The organism is Azospirillum sp. TSH100 (genome assembly GCF_004923295.1).
GTDB lineage: Bacteria > Pseudomonadota > Alphaproteobacteria > Azospirillales > Azospirillaceae > Azospirillum.
This window is the reverse complement of sequence record NZ_CP039634.1, coordinates 978,826-993,118: the sequence shown is the minus strand read 5'-3', so window position 1 is coordinate 993,118 and position 14,293 is coordinate 978,826. Positions and strand designations below refer to the sequence as shown.

13 protein-coding genes are annotated in these 14,293 nt (G+C 68.9%); 3 read left to right on the top strand and 10 right to left on the bottom strand.

The genetic code is table 11. The features are described 5' to 3' along the window. Positions 1-9: 9 nt before the first annotated feature. Entirely contained in the window at positions 10-1,896 is a 1,887-nt protein-coding gene (locus E6C72_RS04790; protein WP_247875560.1) for an adenylate/guanylate cyclase domain-containing protein, read from the bottom strand. 253 nt (positions 1,897-2,149) lie between these two features. Continuing rightward, positions 2,150-3,625 (bottom strand): M48 family metalloprotease, encoded by a 1,476-nt coding sequence (locus tag E6C72_RS04785; RefSeq protein ID WP_247875562.1) that lies wholly within the window; start codon positions 3,623-3,625, stop codon positions 2,150-2,152. 52 nt (positions 3,626-3,677) lie between these two features. Here E6C72_RS04785 and E6C72_RS04780 point away from each other — a divergent pair, with 52 nt between their 5' ends. Together E6C72_RS04780 and E6C72_RS04775 are read left to right on the top strand one after the other, a co-directional pair. Further along, the gene (locus E6C72_RS04780) at positions 3,678-4,580 is read left to right on the top strand and encodes a thermonuclease family protein (RefSeq protein WP_247875563.1); all 903 of its coding nucleotides are present in this window, start codon (positions 3,678-3,680) and stop codon (positions 4,578-4,580) included. After that, positions 4,577-5,437 (top strand): cytochrome c, encoded by an 861-nt coding sequence (locus tag E6C72_RS04775; protein WP_109084843.1) that lies wholly within the window; start codon positions 4,577-4,579, stop codon positions 5,435-5,437. Before E6C72_RS04780 ends, E6C72_RS04775 begins: the two co-directional genes overlap by 4 nt. A 48-nt stretch (positions 5,438-5,485) precedes the next feature. Here E6C72_RS04775 and ptsP read toward each other — a convergent pair whose 3' ends face one another. From ptsP to E6C72_RS04735, 8 genes are all read right to left on the bottom strand, one after another. Next, positions 5,486-7,357: a phosphoenolpyruvate--protein phosphotransferase gene (ptsP, locus tag E6C72_RS04770; RefSeq protein ID WP_109084844.1), complete on the bottom strand. Its 1,872-nt coding sequence runs from the start codon at positions 7,355-7,357 to the stop codon at positions 5,486-5,488. Next, positions 7,347-7,649 (bottom strand): HPr family phosphocarrier protein, encoded by a 303-nt coding sequence (locus E6C72_RS04765; RefSeq protein ID WP_109084845.1) that lies wholly within the window; start codon positions 7,647-7,649, stop codon positions 7,347-7,349. Before E6C72_RS04765 ends, ptsP begins: the two co-directional genes overlap by 11 nt. A gap of 9 nt (positions 7,650-7,658) precedes the next feature. Continuing rightward, a complete protein-coding gene (locus E6C72_RS04760; protein ID WP_042690507.1) occupies positions 7,659-8,057 on the bottom strand; it encodes a PTS sugar transporter subunit IIA in 399 nt (132 codons plus the stop codon). 122 nt (positions 8,058-8,179) lie between these two features. Beyond that, positions 8,180-9,175 carry an RNase adapter RapZ gene (gene rapZ / locus E6C72_RS04755; protein ID WP_247875565.1) on the bottom strand — a complete coding sequence of 332 codons (996 nt, stop codon included), beginning with the start codon at positions 9,173-9,175 and terminating at the stop codon, positions 8,180-8,182. Continuing rightward, positions 9,172-9,630, bottom strand: a complete 459-nt coding sequence (locus tag E6C72_RS04750; RefSeq protein WP_109084846.1) for an HPr kinase/phosphorylase — start codon at positions 9,628-9,630, stop codon at positions 9,172-9,174. Before E6C72_RS04750 ends, rapZ begins: the two co-directional genes overlap by 4 nt. Before the next feature lie 141 nt (positions 9,631-9,771). Continuing rightward, complete coding sequence (locus E6C72_RS04745) at positions 9,772-10,188, bottom strand: hypothetical protein (RefSeq protein ID WP_109084847.1); 417 nt, start codon at positions 10,186-10,188, stop codon at positions 9,772-9,774. A gap of 193 nt (positions 10,189-10,381) precedes the next feature. After that, positions 10,382-12,046, bottom strand: a complete 1,665-nt coding sequence (locus tag E6C72_RS04740; RefSeq protein ID WP_136700656.1) for a stimulus-sensing domain-containing protein — start codon at positions 12,044-12,046, stop codon at positions 10,382-10,384. Between the two features lie 39 nt (positions 12,047-12,085). After that, on the bottom strand, positions 12,086-12,784 hold the full coding sequence (locus tag E6C72_RS04735; RefSeq protein ID WP_109084849.1) for a response regulator transcription factor: 699 nt from the start codon (positions 12,782-12,784) through the stop codon (positions 12,086-12,088). A gap of 271 nt (positions 12,785-13,055) precedes the next feature. On the opposite strand from E6C72_RS04735, the gene E6C72_RS04730 reads away from it, so the two are divergent. Then, a complete protein-coding gene (locus tag E6C72_RS04730; RefSeq protein ID WP_371298429.1) occupies positions 13,056-13,919 on the top strand; it encodes a HugZ family protein in 864 nt (287 codons plus the stop codon). Positions 13,920-14,293: the final 374 nt, after the last annotated feature.

The following is a 14,293-nucleotide window of genomic DNA, read 5'->3' as shown; positions in this document are numbered from 1 at the left end:
CGGCCCGGTTTAGGGTGTATCCTTACCTGCGAAAGCCGGCTTCGCGCCCTCTCCGGTGTCGGGAGGGGAAGGGAGGGAAAGAGTTGGCGTCGTTTTCTCCCCCGCCCTCGCCGCGTCCTTCTTCTCCTCCTCCAGCACCAGGCGCCAGAGTTCGGTCATGCCGGTGCGGCCGCGCAGCGACCGGCCGCCCTGGCGGACCAGCGGGACGGCGTCCTTGCCCTTGGCAGCGGTGACGCCGCTGGTCAGCACGATAACCTCGGACTCGCCCTGGAGGGCGGCCGACAGCTCCTCGATGCGGGCGGCGACGTTCACGGTGTCGCCGACGATGGTGTAGTTGATCCGGCTGTCGGAACCGATGTTGCCGACCACCACCGGGCCGCTGTGCAAACCGACGCGGACTTGGATCGGCGCCCGGCCCTCGGCGACGCGGCGGCGGTTGTCGGCACGGATGGCATGATGGATCGCCAGCGCCGCGCGCAGACCGCGGACGGCATGGTCCTCCTGCGCCTCCGGCGCGCCCCAGAAGGCCATCAGGGAATCGCCGATGAACTTGTCCACCGTGCCGCCCTCCGCCTCGATGCAGGCGGCGAGCAGGGTAAAATGCTCGTTCAGCAGGGCGGCGGTGTCGGCGGCGGCCATATGCTCGGCCATGCGGGAGAAGCCGCGGATGTCGGTGAACATCACCGTCACCTCGCGCTGCACCGAGTCGAGACCACCCTCGGTTTCGCGCTGGCGCATCAGACGCAGGACCAGCGCCTTCGGGACATAGGTCTCGAACCAGCGCAGGCCGGCGACCATGGCGTTGAAGGCGGTGGCGGCGCGCGCCATCTCGCGCAGGCGGGAGTCGGGAAGGTCGGGGATGGCGCGGAATTCGAAGGCGCGGACGCGGTCGGCGGCCTCGGCCAGCCGCGCCACCTGACGGCTGATCCGCCGCCCGACCAGCAGCGCCACCCCAACCGACACCAGCAGGATGGCGAAACCGACAGCACCGGTGATGTAGAGGCGGCGGATCTCCACCCCCATCTCGCCGTCGCGATAGCCAATGCCGATGATCCAGTCCTGCTGGCCGTACCCCGCCATCTTGCGGGTCAGGAAGATGTAGTCGCTGCCCAGCACGCGGACGCCGCGCGCCTCCACCCGCTTCTTCAGCGACTGGACGGGCACGCCGCTGGACCACAGCGCCGCCAACGCCGGGTCGTCGACCTGGTCGATGCGCGGCAGCGGCGGACCGTCCAGCTTGCCGGAAAAGTCGAAGCTGCGGCCGACCAGCGCCGGATGGGCCAGCACATGGCTGTGGTCGTACAGCACGAAGGCGTTCAGCCCCTGCTCCACATACAGCACCGACAGGAAGCGCGACAGGTCGCCCAGCGAGACGCCGACCGCCACCTGCCCCATATAGCGGCCGTCGCGCCGCACCGGCTGGTAGAGGGTGACGAAGCTGTTCTGCGCCTCCTTCAGCCAGCGCGGGTCGGCCCAGCTGGCGGCACTGCGATTGGGGCCGTCCAGCACCTCCGGCGGGATGTCGCTGTCGCCCTGCATGTCGAAGGGATCGGCGACCAGCCCGCCATTCAGCCGGCCGACGCGGACCCCGGTCAGGTCCGGGCGGATGAAGGCGAGGCCGGTGACGTCCGGGGCGCCGGCCAGCGCACCGCGCAGCGTGTCGATCATCGCCGTATTGTCGCCGGCGCGCAGGTCGCCGCGTTCTATCAGCCCGGCGACGAAGCGGGCCATTTCCCGTGCCGGGTCGAGCTGATGGCGGACCCGCACCTCCACCCCGGCCAGCGCCAGATCGGCCTTGTCGTTCAGCAGGGCGAAGGTGTTGGTGCTGGCGCTGACCAGACCCAGAACCAGGACGCTGGCGACCGCCGCCAGCATCAGCGACCCGAATCCCGCCACCAGCACCGCGGCAATGGGCAGCCGAAGACGTCGGCGCCCAGCAGGCTTTGACCCCGACTTCGACGCAGGCTTCCCCGCCGCTTTGCCGGCCGGTTTCACGGCCGTCGCCGGAAGGGTCGGGGCAATCGGAGTGCGCGCTGAAGGGGTATCGGGCATGCGCGGCAGCCTACCCGCCCATCCGTCCGGCGGCAACCCGCCGAGCTGTATCCTTACGCGGATTTCATGCCGTTTTGCTCATGCCCGACGGCAGACGCTATTCGCCGACAATCACCTTCACCCGCTGGCCTGGCGGCAGCGGTGTGCCTGGCGGCAGGTCGTTGATGATCCGGAACAATTCTTCGGCGTAGGGCTCCTGGGGCATGCGGCGAATGAGGCTGGCAACGCCATCGCCAGACTGCACCGTCGTCACCTGAATACGGCGGGGGCGATAGCGGGCGGCCTCCTCCGCGGTCATGCGGTGGAAGCTGTTGGCCGCCGCCTGGAAATCGCCATCGAAACGAGGCAGCGATCCGGCGGGTGCCAGGAAGGTGAAACGGTACATCTTCCCGTCCGGTGCGCGGATCGCCACCAGACGGATGTCGGCGCTGTTGCCGTCGGACTCACCGCGCGTGGTGGCGGTGGCCGCCGCCATGCCGCCGATGGTGAGGCGCTCGACATTGGACAGGTTCGCGTTCCTTCCCCACACGCCGGTCAGGAAAGCGGCGGGGTCGGAGACGCCGACCGCCGATCCGCCGTCGAAGGCCATGGCGGTGCCGTTCTGCCCCTTGGCGACCACCTGATCGGCACCGTTCAGCAGCGAATAGCCCTGCGGCACCGTGAAGGCGATGCCGAGCTGCGGGTGGGCGAAGGTCCGGCCGCGGACATAGCCGTTCTCCGGACTGTCGCCATAGATCATGCCATCCACCGCCGCAAAGTAAGGATCGCGCGGGCGGGCGCCGCCCTGCGGCATGGCGCGGGCGAGATCGGCGGCGCGGCGCACGCGCTCCTCGGTCGCCGGATGGCTGGCGAGAAAATCGAATCCGCCCTCTCCCTTGTTGCCGTCGCGCAAACCCTCATACTGGCTGTCGCGGCGCAGGGTCTCCAGGAAGGTCGCCATGGCGAAGGGGTCGTAACCGGTCAGCCGCAGCGTCTCGACGCCGAGCTGGTCGGCCTCCAGCTCCTGCTCGCGGGAATAGCTGGCGACCACCGCAGTGCCGCCCAGACCGGCCAGCTGCGCCAGCGTGTCGTTGCCGAACACCAGCCCGACACCGGCGGCGAGCAGGCCAGCGATGGTCTGCCGCGTCTGGCGCTGGGCCGAATGGTGGGCGGTGACGTGGCCGATCTCGTGCGACAGCACGCCGGCCACCTCGGCCTCGTCCTTTGCCAGCGCCAGCAGGCCGCGGGTGACGTAGACATAGCCGCCGGGCAGGGCGAAGGCGTTGACGACGTCGCTGTCCAGCACGGTGAAGGTCCATGGCTCGCGCGCCAGCGCGGTGGTGGCGGCGAGCTTGCGGCCGAGCCGGTCGATATAGCCCTGGAGCCGGGCATCCTTCACCGCCCCGCCGAACTGCGCCAGGATTTTCGGGTGTTCCTGCGCGCCCAGCGCCGCCTCGTCACCGCCGGACAGGACATTGTCGAGCAATCCGGCGCGGGCCGGGGCGGGTCCAACCATGGCGGGTATCGCCACCGCGAGCAGGATGCTGGCCAGTGCGGTGCGGAGGGGCTTGCGGAAGGGAATATGGGTCGGCATACCGGTCAAAACCCCGCCCGGCGGCGGATGTTCCGCAAGGACCGCGCTCCCCATGCGACTTGTCACGCTCCCGCTTGTGCGCTTGCCAGCCCTGTTGCTGGTTTGCCTGCTGCTGGCCGGGCTGTCGCTGACCGGTGCCGCTTCGGCGGATGGGCTGCGGGTCAGCGCCGTTCTGGACGGCGACACGCTGGAACTGGAGGACGGCCGCCGGGTCCGGCTGGCCGGGATAGAAGCGGCCAAACCGCCGCGCTACGCCAATCCCGCCGACGGGCGCGTCTGGCCGCTGGCGGAGGCGGCGACCGCGGCGCTGGCCGATCTGGCGCTGGGTCGCCGTGTCGTCCTGCATGGGCCGGCGCCGGTCGATCGCCACGGCCGGCTGCTCGCCCATCTGGTGCGGGAGGATGGGCTGTGGCTGCAATCGGCGCTGCTGGTACGCGGGCTGGCGCGGGTCCACACCCGGCCCGACGCGCGCGCCTATGCGGCGGAGCTGCTGGCCGGCGAGGAGGCCGCGCGCAACGCCGGGCGCGGGCTGTGGCGCAGCCGGGTCTATGCCGTGCGCGACGCCGCTGACCCGGACGAGCTTTTCCGCGACCGTGACAGCTATCAGCTGGTGGAGGGCGTGGTGCTGGCGGTGTCCAAGAGCGGCGGCGAGACCTGGCTGGATTTCGGCGCCGACTGGCACAGCGACGTCACCGTCCATATCGGCCGCGCGGCGATGCGCGAGGTCACCCGCGCCGGCATCGACCCGTTGTCCTACGAGGGGCGGCGGGTGCGCGTGCGGGGCTGGATCACGCTGCGCAATGGCCCCATGATCGAGATCACCCATCCCGAACAGATCGAACGGCTTGAGCGCGAGGCGGCCAGCAGCACCCGGCAACGCTCCGGCCCCGCCGATGACGATTTTGGGGACGACGACTGGTGGAATGAGGACGAAGGGGAGGACGACCTGGAATGAAGAAGCCGTCAATCGCACGCATGGCAGGACGCCTGCTTGCCGCCTTGTCTCTGCTGCTCACCGCCTTGCCGCTGCATCCGGCGCTGGCCGGCGGACCGGTGCTGACGATCGCCGTCGCCGGGGCGGAGCGGGTGTTCGACCGTGACACCCTGCTGGCCCGGCCGGACGTGGTGACCGTCGACATTCCCGCCGACGTGTCCTACGGCCGGCCAATGAGCTACCGCGCCGTGCCGCTTGCCAGTCTGCTCGGCACTGGTGCCTTTCCGCCCGGTGCCGTGCTGGAGGGGGTGGCGTCGGACGGCTTCACCGCGCAGTTGCCGCCGGAGCTGTGCCTGCGCACCGGTCCCGACGGCGCGGTCGCCTTCCTGGCGGTGGAGCCGGCCGACCGGCCCTGGCCCAACCTGCCGGGCAAGGAGATGTCCGCCGGTCCCTTCTATCTGGTCTGGGTGCGGCCGGAGGCGTCGGGGGTGCGCAGCGAACAATGGCCCTACCAGTTGGCCCGCATCGTCAGTTCCGACGATCCGCTGCGCCGCTGGCCGCAACTGGCGGTCGATCAGGGGCTTGCCGCCGACTCGCCCATCCGCGCCGGACAGGCGGTGTTCATCACCCAATGCATGGCCTGCCACACCCTGAACGGCGCCGGCAGCGCCGCAATGGGCCCGGACCTGAACCGGCCGATGAACCCGACAGACTATCTCACACCCGCCGGACTGAAGAAGCTGGTCCGGGATCCGCGCTCCGTCCGGACATGGCCCAACCAGCAGATGCCCGGCTTCGATCCGGCGATGCTGAGCGATGCCGACCTCGATCGCGTCATCGCCTATCTTGGGCATATGGCGGGACGGAAGGCTCCATAGGAGAGGGGCTTTCGCCCCTCTCCCACCGCTGACACCTCCGGAGGGGCGTCACAGGGTGGCGTTGAAGTCGTCCAGCAGCGCGGCGATGCGGCCGCTGTCGCTCTGGTCCATGATGACGCGGGCGCGCTTGCCCGCCTCCATCAGGTCGAGCGAACGGATGCGCTTCTTGACCGCCGGAACCGACAGCGGTGCCATCGACAGCTCGCGCACGCCCAGCCCCATCAGCAGCGCCGTATAGCGCGGGTCGCCGGCAATCTCGCCGCAGACCGACACCGGGATGCGGGCGCGCAGGGCGGCCTCCACTGTGAACTGGATCAGCCGCAAAACCGCCGGATGCAGCGGATCGTACAGCGTCGCGACCTGCTCGTCGGCGCGGTCGATGGCCAGCGTGTACTGGGTCAGGTCGTTGGTGCCGATGGAGAAGAAGTCGGCGGCATAGGCCAGCGCGTCGGCGGCCAGCGCAGCACCAGGCACCTCCACCATCACGCCCACCGGCGGCAGCGGATCGGCGATGGCGACGCCGCGGCGGCGCAGGCGGCGGGCGACCTGCCCCATCATCTCCCGCACCTTCTGAACCTCGACGACCGAAGCGATCATCGGCAGCAGGATGCGCAGCGGTCCGTGGGCACCGGCGCGCAGCATCGCGGCGAGCTGCGTCTCCAGCAGTTTCGGTTCGCGCAGGCCGAGGCGGATGGCGCGCAGGCCGAGCGCCGGGTTGGCAGGCTCGCCATAGCGCCCGGCCATCCAGCCGGCCAGCTTCTCGCCACCCAGATCCATGGTGCGGGCGGTGACGGTGCGGCCGCCCATCCCCTCGATCATGGTGCGCAGCACACCATACTGCTCGTCCTCGTCGGGCAGATGGTCGCGGTTCATGAACATGAACTCGGTACGCAGCAGGCCGATGCCCTGGGCGCCATGTTCCAGCGCATGGTCGAGGTCGCGCGGCAGCTCCAGGTTCGCCATCAGCGTCACGGCGGTGCCGTCGCGGGTCACGGCAGGCAGCTTGCGCAGGCTCTTCAACCCCTGGCGCTCGCGTTCACGGGCGGCACGGCGTTCGCTGTAGTCGGCCAGCACCTCGGCCGGTGGATCGATCAGCACGCGGCCCTGGAGGCCGTCGACGATCACCGTCACCCCGTTGCGCACCCCGGCCAGCAGGCCGGGAGCGCCCAGCACCGCCGGCAGGCCGAGCGATCGGGCCAGGATGGCCGTGTGCCCTTCCGCCCCGCCCAACACGGTGGCGAAGCCGCCGACGACGGTGGGATCAAGCAGGGCGGTATCGGCCGGGGTCAGCTCCTCAGCCAGGATGATGCTGCCGGGAGACAGGCTGCTGAAGGCCCGGTATTCCTGCTTCATCAGGTTGCGGGTCAGCCGCCGCCCGACCTCGCGGATGTCGTCGATGCGGCCGGCGAGATAGGCGTCGTCCATGCCGGCGAAGGTGGCGGCGATTGCGGCGATCTCCGCCTGGATGGCGGCCTCGGCGTTGATGCGGTCCTGCTTGATCCGATGTTCCACCCCGCGGGTCAGGCGCGAGTTGGTGACCATCGACAGATGGGCATCGAGCAGGAAGCCGATCTCCTCCGACGCCGAGTCGGGCAGGACCAGAGCCTTGCTCTTCAGCTTCTTGATCTGGCGGCGCGCCTTGGCGGCCGCCTCGTTGAAGCGGGCAACCTCGGCCTCGACCGCGTCGGGAGCGATGGCATATTCGGGGATGGCGACGGCGCCGCTCTCCACCACATGGGCCGGACCGATGGCGATGCCGGGCGATACGCCCAAGCCGCGCAGGGCGCGCCCAGAGCCGCTGGCCGAACCGCTCACCGGCTCGGAAGACGGCGTGCCGCCGGAGCCGCCGCGGTCGGGGCCGGTCACCGGGCCACCGGCGGGGATGGCGGCCGGAACGGCGGGGGGCAGGTCACTCTTCATCGAACTTGCGGTTGATCAGATCCAGGAGGGCGTCCATCGCGGCATCGGCCTGGGCGCCGCTGGCGCGCAGCTCCACCGTGGTGCCAGGACCGGCTGCCAGCATCATCAGCCCCATGATCGACTCGCCGGACACCACGGATTCACCGCGGCGCACCGAGATCTCGGCATTGAAGGTGGCGACCAGCTTGACGAATTTGGCCGAGGCGCGGGCGTGCAGGCCGCGCTGGTTGGTGATGGTGGCGGTGCGGCGGATTTCGCCGTCAGCGGATGCCGTGTCGTCGGGGTGGCTCATCGCGGGCGGTCAGTCCGACAGGAGGGTGGAGGCGACGTTGATGTATTTCTGCCCGGCGTCGCGGGCGGCGATCACCGACTTGTCCAGCGGCTCCGTCTTGCGCACGCTGGCGAGCTTGATCAGCATCGGCAGGTTGACGCCGGCGATCACCTCCACCTTCGCCTTGTCCATGATGGAGATGGCGAGGTTGGACGGCGTGCCGCCGAACATGTCGGTCAGCACCACGACACCCGACCCGTCGTCGACCTCCGCCACCGAGTTCAGGATGTCCTGGCGGCGCTGTTCCATGTCGTCGTCCGGGCCGATGCACACGGCGCGCACCTGCTGCTGTTCGCCCACCACGTGGAACAGCGCCGCGATGAATTCCTCGGCCAGCCGCCCGTGGGTGACAAGAACCATACCGATCATGGGACATCCTTCAAGGTTGGGTCCTCCCCGGAGACCTGCACGAGGGCCGCCGCCGCGGGGCAGCTGCGCTCATCGCATCTGGATCGTTGGTTGGACGCATGGTCGTCAAGGCGCAATTTGCATCATCCCTGATGGTTGGCCTGCTGGTTGGTCTGATTGGTGGTCTGCTGGTTATTGGCCGGGCCGCCCCCGGCGGTGCGCAGCCCAAGCCGCTCCAGCTCGCGGTGGCTCAGATTGACCCGCAGCCCCTGCTCCTTCAGCCACGCCGCCAGCCGTTCGGCAATGAAGACCGACCGGTGCTTGCCGCCGGTGCAGCCGATGGCGATGGTCAGGTAGCTCTTGCCTTCCTGGTTGTAGCGCGGCAGCAGCGGGCGCAGCAGCTCCGTCAGATTCTGGAAGAAGGCAGGGAAATCGGCATCGCTTTCAACCCGCGCGGCGACGGCCGGGTTCAGGCCGGTCAGCGGCCGAAGCTCCGGGTCGTAATGCGGGTTGGTCAGGAAGCGCACGTCGAAGACCAGATCGGCTTCGCGCGGAAGACCCTGACGGAAGGAGAAGGAGGTCACGAACACCTGCAGGGCTGCCTGGGCGTCACGCCGGAAATGCCCGGACAGGATGCGCCGCAAATCGTGAATGGACAGTTGCGTGGTGTCGATGGTGACGTCGGCTTCCTCCTTCAGCGGGAAGAGAAGGGCGCGTTCGCGCTGGATGCCGTCGGGGACGGTGCGGTCCTCCGCCAGCGGGTGACGGCGCCGCGTCTCGGTGAAGCGGCGTTGCAGGACCTCGTCGCCGCACTCCAGAAAGACCAGGCTGACGTCCAGTTCGCCGTCGCGCCGCAACTGCTCCAGTTCGTCCAGGAAGTTCTGCGCGGAAAAATCGCGGGTGCGGCTGTCGATCACCAGGGCCAGCGGCCGGCGTTTCGGGTCGGCCTGCCGGATCAGGGCGGGGACCAGCGACAGGCGCAGATTGTCCACCGCCTCGTACCCCAGATCCTCCAGCGCCTTCAGCGCCACCGACATGCCCGCCCCCGACATGCCGGTCACCAGCACGATGCGCCCGCGGGCGGCGGGATTGGCAGGGTCCGACGGCAGGTCGGACGGCAAGGAGTCGGGAGGTTTCATGATAGGGCCGACAGGCTGGCGGGCACCCGGGCCAGCCGACCGCCGCACAGGCTGCCGGCGGCAAGGCGGATCTTGGCGGGGGTGGAAGCATCGAAGGCGTGCAGGCCCAGACGGGGCAGGGTGACCCCTATCAGCGTTTCGGTCTCCGCCTCCGGCAGGCGGTCAACCTCGTCACGCGCAAGCAGATCGACGACGAGCCCGACCTGCGCGGACCCGGCGGACGGAACGGGAAGGATGCCGACTCCCCGCACCTCCAGCAACCCGGCCAGGGTGGGTGGGGGAGAAGCGGTCAGGCGACCGGATTCGCAATGCAGCGCCACCCGGTCATCCGCGACCAGCAGGGCGCCGCTGTCGATCAGTCGCAAGGCCAAATCCGATTTTCCCCGTCCGGACTCCCCACGCAGCAGCACGCCGATTCCGGAGAGCAAGACGCAGGTGCCGTGAATCGTCACCATAGTCTGGCGAAGGTGAGACGTGGCGCTGGTTCTGTCAATGGAAACGGAACGGTGTCCCACAGGGTCAGGCGGGGAAACCTGTCCGGGATCCCCCATCCGCTTCCGACCGTTCTTTCGGCGCGGATAACGGCAGCGCTGACCTCAGGCGCCGGCGGCGCCGCGCTGGGTACGGCGGATCGCCTCCAGCTCCAGGGCAAGCGCGTCGCGGCGCCGGATCATCTCGTCCAGATCCTCCAGTTCCGCCGCCTCCTGGCAGGCGTCGCGGAAGTCCTTTTCCCGCTTCAGCCGGACCAGCAGGACCTTGTAGTTGTCGGCAATGCTGGCAAGGTGGCGCTGCGCCCCCTGGAGCGCCTCGGCCAACTGGGTCCGCTCCTGCGCGGATTCCCGCATCAACCTTGCCAGTTCCCCCTGCTGCCTGCCGGCGTCGCGGATCAGGCGGGCCAGACGGTAGCGGCGCAGATCGACGACGTCACCCGAAGCCGGGCTGATGGCGGGCGGCCGGCGGGCAGCCGGAGACAGGATATGCACGGAGGAGTCGGGCGGAACGGACTCAGGCATGGCAACCCCACATCTTTGTTCCGGGGTACGGCCACCCTCCCGTTGCCGTGCGACGCAAGGACAAACAACCGGACCTATATGATCCTTTTGCCACAGCAGCCGACAAGCGAGAACGACCAAGGCCATGATCGATGCTTGGACACGGCTTGTCTAGCTGAGAGTGAGAAGGATGTATGAAATTCCGCAGAGTCTCTCACAACAAAGGCAGAGTCACCACGAAGTCGGCGCCCTCGATGGTCCCGTCCGATACCTGACGGTTTTTCGCAAATACTGAACCATTGTGCGCACTGACTATCTGCTTGGCGATCGAAAGGCCGAGACCGGAATGGGTCCCGAACTTCTCACCCGCCGGGCGTTCGGTATAGAAGCGGTCGAAAATCGCCTCCTCCTTGCCGTCGGGGATGCCCGGCCCCTGGTCGGACACGACCACCCTGACGCTGCGGCCGCTGCGCCGGGCGGTCAGCCGCACCGTGCCGCCGGGCGGCGAGAAGGACAGGGCGTTGTCGATCAGGTTCTGGAACACCTGGGTCAGGCGTCCCTCCAACCCCGGCACCACCAGCCGCTCGCCGGCCGGCACGTCCACCACGACGCGGGGCGGCTGGGGCAGGGCCTCGCCATCGGTGCCATCCCCTTCGCCGGCCGCCACCCGTTCGTCCATGGTTGCGGCAACCGTCTGGCGCAGTTCGGCCAGCATGGTCAGCAGCAGCCCGATGTCCACCGGTTCCGGCTCGGCCCGCGACAGCTCGGCGTCCAGGCGGGAGGCGTTGGAGATGTCGCTGATCAGCCGGTCCAGCCGCTGCACGTCGTCGGCGATGATCGCCATCAGCCGGTCGCGATGGCGCGGATCGCTGACGCGGCCCGCCGTTTCCACCGCGCTGCGCAGCGAGGTCAGCGGGTTCTTGATCTCATGCGCGACGTCGGCGGCGAAGCGTTCGATGGCATCCATCCGCGTCCACAGCGCATCGGTCATCTCGCGCAGAACGCCGGACAGCTCGCCGATCTCATCGCCGCGGCGGGTCAGGTCGGGGATGCCGGCATGGCGCCCATGGCTGGTGCGCAGCCGGTCGGCGGCCTGGGCCAGCCGACGGATCGGCCGGGCTATGGTGCCGGCCAGATAGAAGGACAACCCGACCGTCACCAGCAGCGCCACGGCGAACACCCGCAGGATGTCGAAACGGACGGAGCGGATGGCGCGGTCGATCTCGCCGCCGCCGCGGGTCAGCAGCACCGCGCCCAGCACCTCGCGGTAGCGCTGGACCGGCACCGCCACGGTCAGCAGCAGTTCCGGATCGCCGCCGGCGCCGTCGACACGCCAGACGGTGGCGGCCGTCTCGCCGCTGAGCGCGCGCTCCACGTCGGGATTGGACTGGCCCGGCCGCTCACGGTAGACCGGCAGCCCTTCGCGGCTGGGAACCACGTCGATCAGGCGGGTATAGAGATCGTTGATCGCGCGGCTGACCGGATCGCCCGACGGCGGGGTGGGCAGCTCGCGGATTTCGATGCGGCCCTGCGAGCCCACCAGCACGCGGCTGTCGGACAGCATATGTCCGTCAATGTCGTAAAGGCGGGTGCGGGTCGCCGTCGCCTCCGCAAGCCGGCGGATCATCGGCCGGGCCAGTTCGGGCGCCAGCTCGAACCGTTCGCCGCTTTCATCGCCGGTGGGGGAGGGGGTGGTCAGGATGCGGTTCACCGCCCCTTCACCGAGTGCCGAGGCGAAGATGCGCGCCTCCGTCGCCAGCGCTTCGGTTTCCGCCTGGATCAGCCGGTCCTGGTAACGACCGAGATAGAGCAGGCCGGCCATCAGCAGCGCCAGCGCCAGCACGTTCACCGCCAGGATGCGCAGGGTCAGCGGCGACACGCGCCGCTTCTTTCCCCCCGGCCCAGTGTGGACACCGCGTTATTCCTTGTACCGGTAGCCGACGCCATAGAGGGTTTCGATCTGCGAGAAATCGGGATCGACGGCCTTGAACTTCTTACGCAGCCGCTTGATGTGGCTGTCGATGGTGCGGTCGTCGACATAGACATGCTCGCCATAGGCCGCGTCCATCAGCTGGTCGCGGTTCTTCACATGACCCGGCCGTTGGGCCAGCGCACGGACCAGCAGGAACTCGGTCACCGTCAGATCGATCGGCTGGCCCTTCCAGCTGCAGGCATGGCGGGCGCCGTCCAGCAGCAACGGTCCGCGGGTGATGATCTGGCCGGGATCGGCGGCATCAGCAGTCTCGCCGCGCAGCGCCTCACGCCGCAAGAGCGCGCGGATGCGCTCGATCAGCAGGCGCTGCGAGAAGGGCTTCTTGATGTAGTCGTCCGCGCCCATGCGCAGGCCCATCAACTCGTCCAGCTCGTCGTCCTTGCTGGTCAGAAAGATGACGGGCATCTGGCTGGTCTGACGCAGACGTTGCAGCAACTCCATGCCGTCCATGCGCGGCATCTTGATGTCAAGCACGGCAAGGTCGGGCGGGCGCTGGCTCAACCCGCGCAGCGCCTCGGCGCCATCGGTGTAGGTACGCACGTCGAATCCCTCAGCCTCCAGGGCGATGGAGACCGAGGCCAGGATGTTGCGGTCGTCATCCACCAGGGCGACGGTATGGGCCATGGTCGTAAGAGATCCTATCGAAGCAGGGCAGGGACAAGCAGGCACAGGTCGGAGCGGTCGAGTTGCCGCACTCTGGAAATGTTAGCGGAAACATCAGGCATAGGACGAGGGGTCATTCCAATACTTTATGCCAGAGTCCAGGTACCAGCGGCAGTTTTCTCTTTTCCCGCAGCATTTGTATGGTCCAATATGGCGGCAATGCGGCGCCGAACAACGGTGCCGCGCGGGAGAACGCACTCGTTTTGGAATGAGTTTTTCGAACGCCCTTCCCGTGTCCTCTCCGGCCGGAGCCATTCCGGACGGCAAGGGGGACGCGATGCCGCCGGGCATCGACCGGAAAGGCCCGGCCTCGCATGCCCGGCGCCTGATGCGCGCCTGCGACCGTGCCGCGCTGGCGACCGCGCAGCGGCCGGCCGACGAAGGCGCCACAGCGGTGGCGGATGGCGCCGGCTGGCCTTACCCCTCGCTGGTGCTGGTGGCGTTCGACCATGACGGCAGCCCGCTGCTTCTGCTTTCCACACTTGCCGACCATACACGCAACCTGCTGGCCGACGGTCGGGTCGGGCTGCTGTTCGACGGCACCGCCGGACTGGCGCAGCCGCTGACCGGCGCCCGCCTGTCCGTACTGGGCCGGGCGGAGTGCTCGGACGATCCCCGGCACCGCGAGCGCTACCTGCGCCGCCATCCCGACGCCGCCTTCTATGCCGGCTTCGGCGACTTCGCGATCTACCGCGTGGCGGTGGAGCGCGCCCATCTGGTCGCCGGCTTCGGCCGCATCACCTGGCTGTCCGCCGCAGAGCTGGATCTTCCCGCCCGGGCCCCCGCCCTGGTGGCGGGCGAGGCGGCGCTGCTCGACCGCCTGAACGGCGAGGGGTACGGCCCCCGGCTGGGGCCCGCCTCGGATGGCGATGGACAAAGCTGGAGCCTGACCGGAATCGACCCGGAGGGATGCGACCTGCGACGCGGGGGGTACGTCGCCCGCGTCGATTTTGAGCAGAGAATCCACGACACCGAATCGGCTAAACTGATGCTGGACACACTGGTCCGGCCGCCGGACGGGTCGGGACAACCCGGAGGACAAACATCCGGGACAAAAACGGCTGGAACCCCGCCGGACGGCGGCGGAGGCACCTGACAGCCCCCGGAGCGGAAAAACAAAAAAACAGATCAAGAAGATCAAGAAGAACGGTCAGCGAAAAACGAGAGAGACGAGAAGCCAACCGTCAGCCTGTCAACCGTCAGCCTGAACGACCAGCCGAGAGGTCGCTTCGACACCACCGGGCGCCGCACCAAAAACAAGAACGCGGCGCGCGGGCACGCGCAACCAGGAGAACACTTCAGTGGACCATAACGGATCGACCCGTTTCCCGTCCGGGCCATTGGCCCCCAGACCTGTCGCCTCAGGACCGCCTTTTGCCCCGTATCGTCGCCGCACCCTGCCGGTGCTGCGCATCGCGGCGGGTTTGCAGCCCGGCCGCCTGTTCGGACCGGCACGCCGCTGACGCGGCG